This is a genomic window from Dyadobacter fermentans DSM 18053, assembly GCF_000023125.1.
Lineage (GTDB): Bacteria > Bacteroidota > Bacteroidia > Cytophagales > Spirosomataceae > Dyadobacter > Dyadobacter fermentans.
In genome coordinates this window covers 745,423-762,318 of record NC_013037.1, presented here as the reverse complement: position 1 = coordinate 762,318, position 16,896 = coordinate 745,423, and the positions used below count along the sequence as shown (strand labels likewise).

Annotated in this window: 14 protein-coding genes; 7 read left to right on the top strand and 7 right to left on the bottom strand. The window is 56.0% G+C overall.

Going from position 1 to position 16,896, the window contains the following annotated elements; genetic code table 11:
• Positions 1–2: 2 nt before the first annotated feature.
• From DFER_RS03245 to DFER_RS03235, 3 genes are all read right to left on the bottom strand, one after another.
• Positions 3–992: a S41 family peptidase gene (locus DFER_RS03245; RefSeq protein ID WP_015810174.1), complete on the bottom strand. Its 990-nt coding sequence runs from the start codon at positions 990–992 to the stop codon at positions 3–5.
• A gap of 72 nt (positions 993–1,064) precedes the next feature.
• On the bottom strand, positions 1,065–1,859 hold the full coding sequence (locus DFER_RS03240; RefSeq protein WP_015810173.1) for a helix-turn-helix domain-containing protein: 795 nt from the start codon (positions 1,857–1,859) through the stop codon (positions 1,065–1,067).
• Positions 1,860–1,984: 125 nt separating this feature from the next.
• Entirely contained in the window at positions 1,985–2,917 is a 933-nt protein-coding gene (locus tag DFER_RS03235; protein WP_015810172.1) for an alpha/beta fold hydrolase, read from the bottom strand.
• Between the two features lie 181 nt (positions 2,918–3,098).
• Between DFER_RS03235 and DFER_RS03230 the strand changes: the two genes are divergently transcribed.
• Entirely contained in the window at positions 3,099–4,409 is a 1,311-nt protein-coding gene (locus tag DFER_RS03230; RefSeq protein WP_015810171.1) for a hypothetical protein, read from the top strand.
• Between the two features lie 38 nt (positions 4,410–4,447).
• A complete protein-coding gene (locus DFER_RS03225; RefSeq protein WP_015810170.1) occupies positions 4,448–5,707 on the top strand; it encodes a dipeptidase in 1,260 nt (419 codons plus the stop codon).
• On the opposite strand, the gene DFER_RS03220 is transcribed toward DFER_RS03225, so the two are convergent.
• Positions 5,708–7,195 (bottom strand): family 43 glycosylhydrolase, encoded by a 1,488-nt coding sequence (locus DFER_RS03220; protein ID WP_015810169.1) that lies wholly within the window; start codon positions 7,193–7,195, stop codon positions 5,708–5,710. It lies immediately after the preceding gene.
• Between the two features lie 312 nt (positions 7,196–7,507).
• Here DFER_RS03220 and DFER_RS03215 point away from each other — a divergent pair, with 312 nt between their 5' ends.
• On the top strand, positions 7,508–7,900 hold the full coding sequence (locus DFER_RS03215) for an SPW repeat protein (RefSeq protein WP_015810168.1): 393 nt from the start codon (positions 7,508–7,510) through the stop codon (positions 7,898–7,900).
• 12 nt (positions 7,901–7,912) lie between these two features.
• On the opposite strand, the gene DFER_RS30025 is transcribed toward DFER_RS03215, so the two are convergent.
• Positions 7,913–8,089, bottom strand: a complete 177-nt coding sequence (locus tag DFER_RS30025) for a hypothetical protein (RefSeq protein ID WP_187293424.1) — start codon at positions 8,087–8,089, stop codon at positions 7,913–7,915.
• Between the two features lie 426 nt (positions 8,090–8,515).
• Between DFER_RS30025 and DFER_RS03210 the strand changes: the two genes are divergently transcribed.
• The 4 genes from DFER_RS03210 (at position 8,516) to DFER_RS03195 (ending at position 13,716) form a co-directional block, all read left to right on the top strand.
• The gene (locus tag DFER_RS03210; protein ID WP_041734696.1) at positions 8,516–8,791 is read left to right on the top strand and encodes a hypothetical protein; all 276 of its coding nucleotides are present in this window, start codon (positions 8,516–8,518) and stop codon (positions 8,789–8,791) included.
• Positions 8,792–8,901: 110 nt separating this feature from the next.
• Entirely contained in the window at positions 8,902–11,070 is a 2,169-nt protein-coding gene (gene glgX / locus DFER_RS03205) for a glycogen debranching protein GlgX (protein WP_015810167.1), read from the top strand.
• 181 nt (positions 11,071–11,251) lie between these two features.
• A complete protein-coding gene (locus DFER_RS03200; RefSeq protein ID WP_015810166.1) occupies positions 11,252–12,202 on the top strand; it encodes a tyrosine-protein phosphatase in 951 nt (316 codons plus the stop codon).
• Positions 12,203–12,303: 101 nt separating this feature from the next.
• Positions 12,304–13,716: a FlgO family outer membrane protein gene (locus DFER_RS03195; protein ID WP_015810165.1), complete on the top strand. Its 1,413-nt coding sequence runs from the start codon at positions 12,304–12,306 to the stop codon at positions 13,714–13,716.
• A 9-nt stretch (positions 13,717–13,725) separates the two neighbouring features.
• On the opposite strand, the gene rph is transcribed toward DFER_RS03195, so the two are convergent.
• Both rph and DFER_RS03185 read right to left on the bottom strand, forming a co-directional pair.
• Positions 13,726–16,338: a rifamycin-inactivating phosphotransferase gene (gene rph, locus DFER_RS03190; RefSeq protein ID WP_015810164.1), complete on the bottom strand. Its 2,613-nt coding sequence runs from the start codon at positions 16,336–16,338 to the stop codon at positions 13,726–13,728.
• A complete protein-coding gene (locus DFER_RS03185; protein ID WP_015810163.1) occupies positions 16,335–16,790 on the bottom strand; it encodes a MarR family winged helix-turn-helix transcriptional regulator in 456 nt (151 codons plus the stop codon). The genes rph and DFER_RS03185 overlap by 4 nt, the downstream gene beginning before the upstream one ends.
• Between the last annotated feature and the right edge of the window lie 106 nt (positions 16,791–16,896).

The window sequence follows — 16,896 nt, the reverse complement described above, 5'->3', positions numbered from 1 at the left end:
ATTCACCTCAGCAATTCCGCCACGGCGGCCAGTTCGCCGCCCTGCTGCACGGTGTGGTCGGGCTGGACGCCGGTTGTTTCCCAGGTGAGATTCGTGCCCGGCCATGTAGGCGCGCCTGTTGAGACGGAAATATAGAGGTGCTGGTTTACCGGGTACCACGAGTTCATAAACGCCCCGCCGGCCGACTGCTGCCCGACTACCTTCGCCCGGCCATGCTTTTGCAGCGCAAATGCAAAGGCTTCGGCGGCCGACGCCGTGCCGCGGTTTACCAGCACAAACAGGGGCTTTTCATACCGCGGTTCGAGCAGCCAGGCCACCGTTTTTTCCATTTGGCTGCTGCCGTTCCTCGTTTTGAAATCCAGCAAAGGGGTCTCTTTCGGAAGAAAAAAACTCTCCATGACATTGCCCACATTGCTGCCGCCTCCCCCGTTGTTTTGCAGGTCGATCACCAGCGCGCGGGTATTGGCTACAAAACGCATTGCGGCAAATAGCACCGGCAGGCTCCCGCTCGAAATATTGATCTCCGAAATCCGGATATACCCGACATTCCCTTCCAATATTTTCACCTCCTGAAAGCCGAAATTCCGTGCCGCCACATCTTTTCCTTCAAAAAAAGAGTTGTGTCCTTCTTCCATATTTGTCTTATCGGCGCCGGGAGGTTTTTGCAGCGCCTCCACGGTCTTGGGGTCGTAGCCCACATACAAATGCCCGTCGCGGGCGAATGCTTTCAGGTTTTTCGTAACCGAATCGGCCAGTTCCTTCCAGCTTTTGGCACCGGAAAACTTACCCTGGCGGTGTTCCGCTGTGAGATGCTCGGCTATCTGCTTCCCTTTTTCGGGGAAAACATAGGCGGTATCAATGCTTCGGGCCATACTGGCAATGGCCACGTCGATTTCGCCGGTTGACGGCGCCTGGGCCAATGCGCATTGCAGGCCGAGAAGGAAAAGAAATGTACGCAGGCCGAGGCGGGCTGACTGAATCGCTGATATCATGCTGGGTTGATTTTAGTTTACAGGACAAAGCTCCCGCATATCAACCACTAAAAATTGTATCAGATTAGCCTGCTACACATTCCGGTATTGTTTGGGTAAAAAGCCGGTAACCTCCTTAAACACCCTCGTGAAATGCGACTGATCGGCAAATCCGGCCTCGTAGGCAATGTGCGTGAGCTGATTGGACGTGTTTTTGATCAGGCTAAGCGCATTTAATACTTTAAGTTTTCGCATGTATTCGCTCAGCGAACACGCGAAATACCTCCGAAAGTGCTTCGAGATGGTTACCGAATGCACGCCGGTTTCCTTTGAAAGTTCCTCCAATCCCACCTGCTCGTTCCATCGGTCATGAAGCAACTCGGTCACCTGCCCGACCCATTTGGGCGGACGGTTGCCGGCATTCGTCCGCGTATCGAGCAGGCTGAGAATGGCCATCGCAACCGAATCGTTGGCCATCGGATCGTTATGCAACGACTCGCGGTAGGCATTCACAAAAACCAGTGCGGCGAGCGGGTTATTGCTCACAGCGCCGGCGATATCGGACGGGTCGAGGTGATAGGTTTGGAAAAAATCGGTGGTAAACTCAATATTAAAATTGCGCGAGCCCGGCAGTGTGTTGCTGTTCTGATGCGGTTCGCCGGCGTGGAAAAACACCGCCTGCCCAGCCTGCCGGTAACATTCGCTGCGTTGCCGTTTTTCGAGGGTAGCGCCCGCGAGCAGCGTGGTCACGTGGGCATTTTCATGCGCGTGCAGCGATACGTTGGGAAGATTTACTTCCGAATAGCTCGTTACGCTCGTCAGGATTCCGTTCGCCCGGCGGGTGGTAAGGCTATCGCCGAGGTAGGTGGCTGCTGGAAGTATCTGCATAATGTTTCAAAAGTAATATAGCCGTAAAAGTCGCGGGCCGCGTTGTATCTAACGTCGGCCCGCGGCATGTCCGTGTTGCATGGACTAATGTTTTAAGAAATGGGTCACCGCATCCGGCGCATACATTACATCATCGGCGGCGTTGGATTGAGATCCGAATCCAGAAAATCGGTGACCATCGGCACGAGCCAGTCGGTCCGCTGTATCATGCCAATGTGCGTGGTGCCGGGCAGAATAGCAAGCCGCGATTTGGGCAACCCATGCATTTCACCCATTTTTCCGCCGCCTTTGGCACGAAAGAGTTCCAGTGCGTGCTCATACCGGACGCCGTCGGCATCGCCGATAGCCATGAACAACGGTACCTTAATGTTTTTGGCGTCTTTCGACCAGTCATAAGGTTTCAAATCAATACTAATCACCTTTTTAATAAAATCGGGAAATTTGGCTGGATCGTTGCCCAGGCTGTCGAATTGCGTCTGGATCGGTGTGCCTTTGAACATATCCGCGGTGATGGTCGAGAAACTAGCCTCGGCGTCGGGCCACCAGCCGTCGTGGGCATAGGTCCCCGAAAGGATCACAAGCCTGCGCACCTGCTCGGGATGGCGAATGGCGAGCTGGAAAGCGACGCCGCCGCCCATGCTGTAACCAAGTATATCGGCACTGTCCACGCGCAGGTGTTTGAGCAGGCCCGAAACATCGTCGGCCATGCCCTCATAGCTCAGCGGGCGGGCAATGTCGCGGGTGCGGCCATGCGCCTGCATTTCCGCGACGATCACCTGCCTGTCGCCCAGCATCGGGATGATGTGGGCCCAGTTGGACGGGATGTTCATGAACGAGCCATGGACGAGCACGATCGGCTTGCCCTTTCCATAAACTTCGTAATACATTTTCAAACCGTTTACCTCCGCATAGCCGCTTTGCGACGGCTTGGCGGGAGTGCCGGCGGTTGTACCCTTTGCGCCGGAGGCCTCGTTTTGTTCTTCCTTGGGTTTTTGCTGACAGGATACTGCGAATAAGGCTACCGCGAGTACCAGGATGTTGAGAATCTGCTTGTTCATGAGTGTATTGGTTTTTGTTACGATGCAAATCTCGCTAACGGAAGATAACTATACGGGGTGTGTTTGCGCCAATAAAAGGGGGCATTTATCAGTAACCCGCCCGCATTGCGTCCTTATGAACCTGATATCGCTTCCGGCTCGTCCGAGATCATTCCTAAACACCTTCAATCCTGAACTAGTAATGTCCAATTCCCAAGATTCTCCCCTGACCCGTCGCCAGATGATCGGGGTGACCGGCATGGCCGGTTTGGCGGCATTGACCGGCTTCGCGCCCGGCCCCGTTCCGCCGCCCGCACCCAAAAAGCCCCGCATTGCTTGCCTGGTGACCTACTGGGGCGCCACCCGGTCGCATGCCGACTGGATCGTAACCAAGCTGCTTGACGGCTACTGGTGGCAAGGCGCACACATGCCCTCACGCGTGGAAGTTGCCTCGGTTTACATTCATCAGTTCGATACAAGCGGCCTGGGCCAGAAAATATGCAAATCGAAGAACATTCCGATTTTCAAAACTGTGGGCGAGGCTGTGACGCTGGGCGGCAAGGAGCTTGCGGTGGACGGCGTAGTGATCGTAGGCGAACATGGGGAATATCCTACCAACCTCAAAGGACAATGGATGCTGCCGCGCTGGTGGCTTTACCAGCAGGTAGTGCGCGTATTTGAACAAAGCAAGCGTTCCGTGCCGGTTTTCAACGACAAACATCTTTCCTACAACTGGGACGAAGCCAAATGGATGTTCGATAAATCCCGCGAGCTCGGGTTTGCTTTAACCGGCGGCTCCTCCATACCAACCTATTTCCGCAAACCCGAAATCGAGATCGATACGGAAACGCCCATCAAAACATCGATCGTCGTGGGAGGCGCTTCCGACGAGGGCGCACTTTTCCATTGCGTGGACGTACTCCAAGCCTTCGTCGAGCGCCGAAAAGGCGGTGAAACGGGCGTCAGGTCCGTGCAATGCATCCGCGGGCCCGAAACCTGGAAATGGACGGAGAGCAATCCCTGGGCGGCGAGGCTGCTCGAATCGGTACGCACTAGCTTTGATCTCAAACCGGGGCACTTCCAGGCGATCGAAAGGCCCAATGTCTGCATCGTAGAATACAATGACGGCACTAAGGCGGCGGTATTTTCAGCCCAGGGTGTCGGCTGGACTTACGCCGGCGAGATCGAAGGCCAGCAAAAACCGACGGTGATTTCCATGCTCGGCTGGCCGGGCCCGTTTGCACAATACCACGCCTCCAACTCCCAGCCGCATTGGATTACCGAGATGATGGTCACCGGAAAAGAGCCTTTCGAGGCGGAGCGGTTGCTGCTGTCGACGGGCATTGTGGCCTACAATATGGAATCCAACTGGGAAAACGGACGATATTCGGCCGTCGGGCGCCGCATTGAAACGCCGTTTATGAACATGACCTACCGCTCCGCGCGCGGGCCGCAATTCAGCAAGGGAGAACGACCGCCCAATGTCCCTTATATGCGCGGATTTGCCGAATAGCGGCATCAGAATCAAATATTTAGTGAATCAATCAAATCATGAAACGCAGAGACGTTATTAAGCGCTTGGCCATCCTTCCGGCAGCCGGAAGTGTTTTACCCATACAATCGTTCATTCCACATCACGCCCACAAGGCGGCACCGGACAAACCCATGCCCGCGTTGCACCGCAATGCATTCGTCATGGACGGGCATACGCACGTCATGAGCCGCGAACTGATCCTGAAAAGCGACATCGGCCAGCGCTACCCGGACGGGACGGTGGACCTGCCCCGGGCGCGCGAGGGCGGCCTGGATGCGATGTTTTTTTCGGTGTATACGCCCGAGAATTACTATCCGGGCAGATTTGAAACAAAGAATACCTTCCGCGTCGTCAACCTCGCATTGGACCAGATCAGGAAAAATAATGCGGTGATCGAGCTCGCGCTTACGGCTTCGGACATTGAGAGGATTAACAAAAAGGGCAAAATGGCGGCGTTCCTCGATCTGGAAGGCGGCTACGACCTCCACGGCGACCTCGACCTGCTGCGCGCACTGTACAAGCTCGGCCTGCGCTCCATGCAGCTCACCGCCCACAGTACCACCAATGCATTCATAGATGCCTGCAATGATGTATACACCTGGGGCGGTATCAACGAGCACGGCAAGGCGGTGATCCGCGAAATGAACCGGCTGGGAATGGTGATTAATGTGGCCCACGCTTCCAACGACGCCATTTTGCAATCGGTAGCGGCCAGCCGGCATCCGGTCATATACAGCCACGGCGGTTTTTACAGCATTGTGGACCACCCGCGCTGCATTTCCGACGAAGCGGCCAAAGCCATTGCGGCCAAGGGAGGCGTGATAGGCGTCCATTTCGGCAGCCTTTTCAATAACCCCAAATACTGGGCGTGGCAGAAGCCGAACAATCCGGTAAAGGTCCAGCCCGATCCGCAGCCCAAAACGCCGCGGATACTGAGCTCGCAGGTTACCACGCAAAGCATTGAGGATGTGGATAAAGAATTTGCACGCGAGCTGCCATTCACATTCAACGGGACCATTCCCGATGAGTACTGGATGCACGTGGACCAGCTCGCGCGCGTGATCGACTACGGCGTAAAATTGGTCGGCGAGGATCATATCGCCCTCGGCTCCGACCTGGACGGCGGCCCCGAGCTGCCCCGCGAAATCAAAGACATCAGCGACTATCCGCAGATCACCATCGCGCTGCAAAAACTCGGTTACAGCGATCAGCGGATCAAAAAGATCCTTGGTCTGAACTGGCTGCGCGTGATCCGGCAAGTGACGGAAGGCAAGTGATTATTTGCTTTGAAATACAAATCCTTCCACTGTTGCTTCATCTCCCGCCCGCCCTTTGGCAATGATGCCCGCACGCACGGCGCGGTCCCATGGCGGGAGATAGCTGATATCCGTAGCCGGGATGTTCAGGGAAATAAATGTCTTTCCGTTCAGGCTGTACTGGAAACTGATGGCAGTATTGTTTTTAACCAGCATTTTCAAAAACACACGCTTCCCTTTGGCCGCCAGGGGAAACTTGCCCAGGCTGCTGCTGACGCCCTTTTTGAGCATTGCAACCTGGATGCTATCCTGCGTGGCGGCAGCATAAATCAGGTTTTGGTCGTCGCCGATGAGCCCTACGCCGGCCAGGGCGGCTCGCGCTGGGATAATTTCCACCGTGGTTTCGTGCGCAGGGCTGTCGATTTTCCGGGCGATAAATACTTCCCGCTCGTTTTTCAGCTTAATGCCTAACTGGCCGTTGCCGATCTGCACGGATGGTTTATTGAACACCGACCAGCTCCATTGCACGTCCAGTTCCGGCTTATCGAAACGATCGCTGACGGTGTAGGCGGTGCGGGTGTCGGCGGGGGTAATGTATTCGTTGGTGAAGCGGAGCCAGTTGTCGGGCGTGAACTCGAAGCCCCGGATGAGCGCCTGCCGGCCTGTGTATTTGTTGGATGCCTTGTCGTAGGCGTGGTACATCAGGTAATTTTTGCCATTGTGCGTTACCGCGGTTCCGTGGCCGGGGCACATCCAATCGCCCTCGGCGGTGAGGATCGGGTTGCTGGCAAACTTCTCCCACGGCCCCAGCAGGTTTTTCGCGCGTGCAACGCCCGTTGCATAGGTGCAGCCAGGTCCGCAGCAGCCCGCAGCCGCGTAAATCGCGAAGAAATAGCCATTGTTTTTCACCACAGCCACACCTTCCACGAGATTAGCTTCCCAGGGCGCGTCGTTGCGGAAAAGCTCCTTTTTTTCGCCGGTCAGCGCGGTCCGTTCTTCATTCATCGGCTGTATCCAGATCGGCGTCGGCTTTCCGATGCTGTTGCCGTCCTCCTTCCAGATCAGGTGCAACTTGCCCTGCTCGTCGCGCATGGGGAAGCCGTCGATAGAGCCTGCTGCCTCGCATACCAGCGGGCCGTGGTCTTTGTAAGGGCCTTCCGGCCGATCGGCACTGGCAACGCCGACGCACAGGTTGCCGCCTTTTTTGTGCGCAGTGTAATACACGTACACCTTTCCATTATCGTAATTCAGTTCGGGTGCCCAGTAGTAGTAATCGGCCCAGGTGGTGAGGTCGGGAAAAATGGCGCCGATCTGTTCCCAGTTCCGAAGGTCCTTCGATTTCATCAGCGGGAATGCAGGCGCCCAGTTGGAGCTGGTTGCGGCGGAATAGTAAGTATCGCCCACCTTGATCACCGACGGGTCGGCGAAATCGCCGCGGACGACCGCACGCTGGGCATTTACAGTTTGGTATAATGTCAACAGGAACAGTACAATACACAATCTCTTCATAAAAAATCTGAATCTAAATGCTGTTTAAGTGCCCAAATATATACAAACTGGTACGGAAGAAGGATTGGCGCTAAAACAAAACAGGCTCCGGGTAGTGCCCGGAGCCTGTCCATTTCTGAAACGAACTCCAACATCAAATCACCTTAGGACTGTTATGGGACAGCTTGCAGAGCGGAATCACCGCCGTGCGCCGGGCGATCTCTAATAATCGTGCCAGCAGCGCTCCCCGACCAGTTGCTTTGGCGTCCGTGCGCTGGAACAGCTTTTGAAGGGGCGGCGCAAATTTTCTTGTACCTCAAATTTTTAGTCAAAATGAAAATCATCAACACAAGGACTCACGCACGGATCGACTATCTCGCCGGCTTCTTTTTCATGGCGTCTCCCTGGATCTTCGGTTTCAAGGAATCGGTTCCCGCCACCTGGATCATGATCATTGTGGGCCTTACCGCCCTGCTGCTGTCGCTTTTTACCGATTATGAAGGTGGGATGGTGCGCAGCATTCCTATGCGCGTGCATTTAACCATCGACGTATTTTCGGGGGCATTCCTGGCTTCATCGCCGTGGCTGTTCGGCTTTGCCGATGAGGTTTTTCTGCCTCAGCTGATCATGGGGCTTTTCGAAGTTTCTGCCGGGTTGCTTACCTCCAAGCATCCGTCGCACGAGCAGTCTGCGGGCCACGTGGCCGATCCGGGGCGCGAGGTATGACCGGCTGCCTGTTCACATCCTGATGGCCGCGCCCTGCCGGCCATCATTGCTTTTCCATCCCCTCGGCATGGTCGCGCAGTTGGCGGTCATTTCCGTGTTCCCCAGCCGGTCCACGGCGATAAGGCAGCCCGTACCACCCAGGTCCGTAAGGCAGCTGCGGGCGGTGAGTCCGTGTAAACACTTCCTCAATTGACCTGCGGTTTGGGGAATAGCCTAAACCATACGTCGCATACTAACTGCTTATCATTCAAATACATATTGATAAAACCCAAATTTCCCGACACGCCCGGCATCACGGCAATCCGCACCGGGCAGCTGTTGGTACAATTATTATTATGCTGATCCGACTTTTTACCCGCTCAATCAAAAAACGCGGTTTACAAAATGCTCCAAGAGCAAACGCACGATGGAAATAGTAGAAATACGCTGTATGCGCGGACCAAATGTCTGGTCAACCCGCAAGTACAAATTAGTGGTCGCAACGCTGGACCTGGGCGAATTTGAAGAGTTACCTACCCACCGCATTGACGGATTTTATGAACGGCTGCAAATGGCCATGCCGAGTTTGCAAAGGCCACCGGGCTGAAAGCCGCGGCCAAACGTACACCGGCATCTGTGTTCGGCGACGGGATTTCGACCATCCGCGAACTGATCCACCAGACCAACGTGGACCCGCGGCGCGGGGAAGGCGACCAGAATTTGCTCACCAGCATTAGCATCGATACCGCCCTCGACACCCATTTGCGGGCACAGGGCCTGACGCTCGACTCGGTGATCGCGTCGGACGAGCAGGTGATCGATCTCCGAGCAGTCGACGCCCGGCCGGCTGAACCACTTCCATTTTCCCACGATACAGGCCGGAAGGCTTTCGCGCCTGTCCGGGGCCATTGATGTGGAAGGCATGCAAATCCACGTTCCGGCACAAGATACCCTGAATCCGATTGATGATAAAAAGCTTATGCTTACCCGAAGAAAAAATGCGTTCACACTAAAATCTCAACATGGATCAACATATTGAAAACCAGATCGAAAACCCTGCCGAGCAGCCTGACCTGAAAGCACTTCCCGGCAGACCTTACCCGCTCGGCGCACAATGGGACGGCGAGGGCATCAACTTTGCCGTTTTTTCGGAGAATGCACAGGGGATCGAACTCTGCCTGTTCAGCGAAGAAGGTGAAGAGTATGCCAAAGTAAAAATTGAAGAAGTTACCCACCACGTGTGGCACGTGTACATCCCCGGGCTCAAACCCGGCCAACTGTACGGCTACCGCGTGTATGGCCCGTACGAGCCCGGCAACGGCCACCGGTTCAATCCCGCAAAGCTGCTGGTAGACCCTTATGCGAAGGCATTGAGCGGTAATCTCGACTGGGACGATTCGCTTTTCGCCTACCGCGTGGGCGACCCGGAGGAGGACCTCAGCTTTGATGAACGCGACAGCGCGCCGTTCATGCCCAAGTCGGTGGTCGTGGATGAGGCTTTCGATTGGGAAGGTGACCAGCGCCTCGACCGTCCTTACCACCAGACGATCATCTATGAAGCGCATGTCAAGGGTTTTTCCCAACTGAATAACCAGATCCCCGAAGAACTCCGCGGCACTTATGCCGGCCTGGCCCACCCCGCTTCCATCGAATACCTGAAAAACCTGGGCATTACGGCAATCGAACTATTGCCGGTGCATCATTTTGTGGCCGACCGGCACCTGGTAGAAAAGGGATTGACTAATTACTGGGGCTACAACACGCTCGGTTTCTTCGCGCCCGACCCGCGCTATTGCCATTGCAACGAGCCCGGGGAGCAGGTCAGCGAGTTTAAACAAATGGTGAAGGAACTGCACAAGGCGGGCATCGAGGTGATTTTGGATGTAGTGTACAACCACACCGCCGAAGGCAATCACATGGGCCCTACCCTGTCTTTCAAAGGATTCGACAATGCGTCCTACTACCGGCTGACCGAAGAGGACAAGCGCTACTACATGGACTACACAGGCACTGGTAACACATTGAATGTGAGGCTTCCGAACGTGCTCGCATTGATCATGGACAGCCTCCGCTACTGGATCACGCAAATGCACGTCGACGGCTTCCGTTTCGACCTGGCAGCAGCCCTCGCCCGGACGCTCCACGACACCGACAACCTGAGTTCGTTCTTCAATATCATCCACCAGGACCCGGTGATTTCGCAGGTGAAACTCATTGCCGAGCCGTGGGATATCAATGAAGATGGCTATATGGTGGGCAAGTTCCCCGTCGGCTGGGGCGAATGGAATGGGCTGTACCGTGACGAGATGCGGGATTTCTGGCGCGGGGAGCAAATTAAAATGACGGCATTTGCCCAACGACTCACCGGCAGCCCCGACTTGTACCACAACAGCTACCGCCGCCCGACGGCCAGCATTAACTTCATCACCGCCCACGACGGCTTCACGCTCCGCGACCTGGTGAGCTACAACGAAAAACACAACGAGGCCAATGGCGAGGACAATGCGGACGGCGACGATTCCAACCGCTCGTGGAACTGCGGCGCGGAAGGCCCGACGGACGACCCGGGCATTAACGAACTGCGGGCGCGGCAGCAACGCAACTTCCTGGTAAGCCTGTTTTTATCGCAGGGTGTGGCCATGATCGTGGCTGGCGACGAATGGGGCCGCACACAGCAGGGCAACAACAATGCCTATTGTCAGGATAATGAAATCTCGTGGCTGGATTGGGAAAATACCGACCAGGAGCAACTAGATTTTACCCGCAAACTGATCCATTTCTGTCACGATCACCCTTCTTTCCAACGGCGGCGCTGGTTTCAGGATATGCCGGTCCAGGGCTCGGGTATCCGCGACATCATGTGGTTCATGCCCGACGGCAATGTGATCCCCGACGAAAACTGGGGCGAAGCCAATGCGGGCGCGTTCGGGGTGTTCTTTAATGGCCTGGGAATCCGCTGCGTGAACATGGACGGCCAGCGCCTTGTGGACGACCACTTTTACATCATTTTCAATCCATCCGAAAATGCAGTAACATTCAAACTGCCGGCGGAAGAATGCGCTGCGGGCTGGCGCGTGGTGATCGATACGAACGAAGGGCTGGTGGGCGAAAAGACCGATCACCTGCCCGCATTGGCAGAGATCGAAGTTCGCGACCGGTCGGTGCTGGTGCTGAGGTGCCCGCATTCATAAACTACGCCCCCCTTCCATGCCCGGCTTTGTTCGGTTAGCGTGTAAAAAACCGTCTTCGGGAAACCGGAGGCGGTTTTTTGTGCTATTTATCCAAACCTAATGCGGGAGGAAACTGTTGGTAACTACAAACGGGCGCCGTGTAGACGATCACCCGCCGGTCTTTCCTATCAGTATCTATTTTATGAAAAACACAGATTACCGCGCCGGCCATTCCCCCGCATTACGCGCTTCGGGGCCGGTGTTGTGCCTTTTGCTGGCCTGCGTGGCGTTTTCCTGCCGTGTGAGCGTGCCGAAGGAGCATGACGGAAGTGCCGCATATGCCCATCTGCTGGCGCACGGCGGCGATTCGGCCACGATAGCCGGGCGGCTTATCGGGCTGGAAGAAACCGTCAATTTCAGGGATTTGGGCGGGTTGCAAACGAAGGATGGCAAAACCGTCCGCCAGGGAATGATCTACCGGTCCGACAATTTGGCCAAACTGAAAACCAGCGAGTACGGCCGGTTCAGCAACCTGCGCATTACTACCGTGTTCGATTTGCGCACCGATCATGAAATCGAAGGCAAGGAAGACCAGCTTCCGGAGGGTGTCCGCTACCTGCACACGCCCGTGGTGGAAGACAATGCCGGACAAATCGCCGGGCTGAAAAAGCGCGTGCTCAACGGTCAGATAACCGAGCAGCAGGCCATCGACATGACCGCCGGATTCTACGCCGATGCCGTAACCGCGCACGCCGCCGCAGTAAAGGATATCCTGAACCAGATACTCCGTTCCGAACAGCCCGTGCTGTACCATTGCTCCGCAGGCAAAGACCGGACAGGCATCATTTCGGCCATTATACTTTCCGTTCTCAATGTGGACAGGCAGCTGATCGTCGACGACTACATGCTTTCCAATTACTATCGCCGCGACCGGGCCGAAAAAACGCTCGGCAAGGCCAAACTCGGCCGCGTGATCAAGCCCAAACTGAATAGGGAAGCCATTGAAGTGCTTACCACCGTCGACGAACGCTTCATCAACGCCACATTCGACGCGATCGACAAGACCTACGGCGGCATGGAGCCCTTCATCGCCAACCAACTCGGCATCGACCCCGCGACCAGGAAAGCGCTGATCGCCAGGCTGACGCAATAGGGCCGATCGGCGGCCTTGCATCAGGAAGAAACCGCCTGCACAAGATTTTTGAGCATTTGTGAGACCGAACCTTTACATTAGCCGGTCCAATTACTACCGTTATGAGCGAAGAAAATCAGCCCCACGGCCGCGCCGCGCAAATATCCATTGCCGTACTCCCGTTTACCAACCTCAGCAACGATCCCGAGGAAGAGTATTTCAGCGACGGCGTTACCGAAGAAATCATCAATGTGCTGAGCCGCGTGCCCGGGTTACAGGTAGCGGGGCGAACCTCGTCCTTTGTTTTTAAAAACCAAAATACTGACCTGCAAGCCATTAGCACGCAGCTCCACGCCGACCATATCCTCGAAGGCAGCCTGGCAACGTCCGGGGAGCAACTGGTGATCACGGCGCGGCTCGTCCGGCCCGACGGATCGGAAATCTGGTCGGAGAGGTATGACAGGGATTTGGAAGACATATTCGATGTACAGGAGGAAATCGCGCAGGCGATCCTCGGCGCTGTGAAAATAGAGCTGCTCGGAGAAGAGCCTGCGGCGGCATTCAAACGATATACTTCCAATAAAGAGGCTTACCAGCACTATTTGCGGGCACGTTTTTACCATAACAAATTCGGCAGCAGCGAGGAGTACCACAAGGCCATCGGCTATTTCCAGGCTGCGTTGGCCAGCGATCCTTCCTATGCCATTGCTTATTCGGGCATCGCATCGTGCTACCTCAATATGTGGTTTTACCGGCACATACCGGCTGCAAAGGCACTTCCGCTGATGGAAGCAGCCACCCGGCAGGCTCTCGCGCTCGACGCTAGCATTGCCGAAAGCTACCTCGCCCTGGCCCGCATGCAAATGCTGTATGAATGGGATTTCAAAAGCGCGGCCGCCTCTTTCCGGACGGCCCTTGAACTAAACTGGAACACCGCCGATCTGCACGGGCAATATGCCTTGTTCCTGGCCCTCACCGATCGTCCCGGCGAAGCGCAGCAGGAAGCGGCGCTGTCGCTCACGCTCGAACCGTTTTCATTGATCAACAATTTTTACGCGGCTTATGTGTACTGGGTGTCAGCCCGGTTCGACCTGGCGGTTGCCCAAGGCAGAAAACTCGTTTCCCTCGATCCTGCATTCTGGGGCGGCTATCTTATCACCGGCCTCAACCTGATCACCCTCAAAGACTACCCGGCGGCCCAGGAAGCGCTGGAAACCGCATTGGAAATGAATTACAACGGCATTACGCTGAGCGCCTGCGGTGTGCTTTTCGGGCTTTCGGGCGAAACGGAAAGTGCCAGGGACATACTTACCCAAATGGACTCGCTCGCGCGAACGAGCGTGGTTTCAAACTACGATATGGGCATTGTAAATGGCTCGATCGGTGAAACGGAGGCGGCTGTGGCCTATTTCGAGTCGGCGATTGCAAACCATGAACCACCGATGCTGTTTTTCAGGTACATCGTGCGCGACTGGCTCTCGGGAGCGCTGAACGACGAGCGTTACCAGGCCCTGGCCGGGCGGATCGCGCAATAAGATCCGCCGCTAGCAAAATTCCACGTAGCCATCGGTCCCGTGCACGCGGATTCGCTGCCCGTCGGCGATCAGCCGGGTGGCGTTTTCGACGCTTACCACTGCCGGCAGGCCATATTCGCGGGCGATCACGGCCCCGTGGGTCATGAGGCCGCCCACTTCGGTAACCAGGCCTTTCACGGCCACGAACAGGGGTGTCCAGCTCGGGTCGGTGAATTTGGTGACCAGTATATCGCCCTCTTCCAGGTCCGCATCTTCCAGGTTCAGGATCACCCGCGCACGCCCCTCCACCACGCCGGCAGACACAGGCAAGCCCGCGAGCGCATCCGCAGGGAGGTTATTCCGATTGTATTTCGCGGTAATGATCTCGCCTTCGGACGTCATCACGCGCGGCGGGCTCAGCTTGCGATACAGCTCATAGGCATCCTTCCGCGCCGCAATCTGACCAAAATCCACTCTATTTGAGGCTATTACATTCCGGATCTCGTGAAAATCCAGGAAATAAATGTCCTCTTCATGGTCAATTACCCGTTCCTGCACCAGCCGCTGCGCTTCCCGCAGCAAAGCCTGCTTGTACACGAAATACCGGCTCACCATGTTGTATTTCGGATATTCCCGGTAGCCCGCCAGGTTGCGCAGCAGGTCGATCATCCGCTTCGTTTCGGCAACCTTTTGCCCGCCCTCCGGCAGTTGCCGCAGCCGGCCGAGCAGCTCTTCCTCTTTCCGCTTCGCCTGCTCCATGCCCTGCTCAAATTTCCGCTTGCCTGCGCCGGGTTCCTGGTTTTTGATATTACCGAGGATCATCGGGATCAGGATCGCGGGCTTTTCCGCCCAGCGTGTTTGAGTTATATCAATTTCTCCGGCGCACCGCATTCCGTACCGGTCGAGGAACTGCTGGATCGCTTCGCGCGCCTGAGTGCCGCCGTTCAGTGTGGCCATTTTTTCCAAAAAATCGTCGCCGGCGTTCTTTTGCAGGTATTCGATTACCTCCGGGAATGGGCGGATCACGTCGGCCACGTCGAGCAGCGCCAGGCCCATTTCGGAAGTAACATTGTGCGGCACCGACTGTGATAGCGCGTCGGCGACATTCTTCTCCCCCAGCCAGGCGGCCATCTGTTCGTTAATCCACGATGCGGCATTGAAACCCGTCATGATCACCTGAAAACTCTGCGGGTCGGACACCCTCGCTTTGGCCTTTTCAAGGTCCGCAAGAATGAAATCGATCAGTTCCGTGCCCGACAATGCGTCAATATCGCGTTTCAGTTCCGCTATCGACGCTTCGGCGCGGTGAATGAGCTCAGCCACCACCGCGGAATCAAAGTCTTGAATCGCCTGGTAATCCCAATGCGGCTTGCCATCCCCGGCCGGTGAGGTTTCGGGATTATATTTTGAAGCAAATTCTTCCCGTTCCAGGATGGTCGTCATCGCATCCCTCACCAGCGGGTCGGATTTACCGAGGACATTGATCAGCAAATTCCTCCCGGCGGGCGACGCAATATCCTGCGTAACGTCCACAAACAGCCTGCCGCCGGCGGTTTCCATGCGCCGGGCGGCACTCAGCAGCCATACCGACAGCCCCAGCGGCCGCATGGCGTCGGTCATCATTTGCTGATGCCCTACCGATACATATATATGGTTGTCGGCATCAGCAACCGCCGGAACGGGAAACAGCGTGGTGATCGGCCGGCTTTGGACAATGTAAAATTCATTTCCCGACAAGCACCATTCAATATCCTGCGGTTGCCCGAAATGGGCCTCAATGCTACGGCCGATCTGTTCCAGTTCCAGGATTTGCCCGTCGGTCAGCACCTGTTGCTCCTGCTGGCCGGGCGGGACATCGCAGTGCTCGGTGCCGCCGGTGGCTGCGGTATATACAGCCAGATTTTTAGAACCTATTTTCTTATCAATCACCTCCCCGCCGCGCACCTGGTAATGGTCCGCATTCACCAATCCCGATACCAGCGCTTCGCCCAGACCAAATCCGGCATCAATGGAAATTACCTTGCGGTGCGATGTCACGGGATCGGCGGTAAAGAGAATGCCCGACGCTTCCGGGAAAACCATCTTCTGTACCACCACCGCGAGGCTCACCGCCCGGTGATCGAAGCCATTCCTGATCCTGTAAGTCACCGCCCGTTCCGTAAACAGCGATGCCCAGCATTTGCTTACGTGTTTTACAATGGAGTTTACACCGCTGACATTCAGATAACTATCCTGCTGACCCGCGAACGAAGCCCCGGGCAAATCTTCCGCCGTGGCACTCGACCGCACTGCCCAGGCGTCTCCCGCGCCCAGCGCCCGTACATGGCTGGCGATTGCCTCGTAAATGTCGGCGGGCACGGCCGTCGCTTCAATGCAGGCGCGGATTTCGGCACTGACGCGCGCAATGGCTGCACCGTCGCCCGTTCCGAGCTTGGCCAGTTCGTCGAGCAGCGCGGCAATGGACGCCTGCTGCACGATCCGGTCGAATGCCGGAGTGGTGATGCAGAAACCATCCGGGACACGAATCCCGTCGATCCGTGCGAGCGCTGCGAGGTTTGCGCCTTTACCGCCCGCCAGCGCCTGCTGTGTGCGGTCGATCGTTGCCAAAGTCACTACTGCGTTGTCCGCTGCTGTCGTTTTCATGGATTGTTCAGTTTGTTGGTTGTGTCGTTCATGATGTCAATGGCTTGCTGGAAATAGGCCTCGATAACAGCCGCTTCCTCTTTTGAAAACGAAGCAATGAGCTCCTCCGACCGCCGCCGGAATTCGCGGTAGAGCGGTTCCAAAAGCGCCATAATGTTTTCAGTTTCGGGCGCCACCAGCACTTTGCGGCGGTCACCTTCCGCAAACCGCCGTTTCACGAGGTTTTTTTTCTCAAAACGGTCGATCAGGCCGGTAACGGCGCCGGTCGTCAGGCCCGTGAGCGTGGACAGTTCGCCCGCAGTCATCTCCCCTTTTTGCAACAGAAATCCCAGGTATTTGTGGTCCGTGCCCGAAAGCCCGGCTTTGCGGCCGATGGCTTCATGCATTTGAATGGAATCGTATGCGTAGCGCTGGCTGAGTCTTCTTACACGGGTAACGTCTTCGGGGTTCATATTATCTTATTGTCTAAATATCTTAGCTGCAAAGATAAATTTTGCTCTTTGATATCCAAATGCACGTCGCTGATATTTTTCTGGGAAATACCATTTGAAGGTTTGT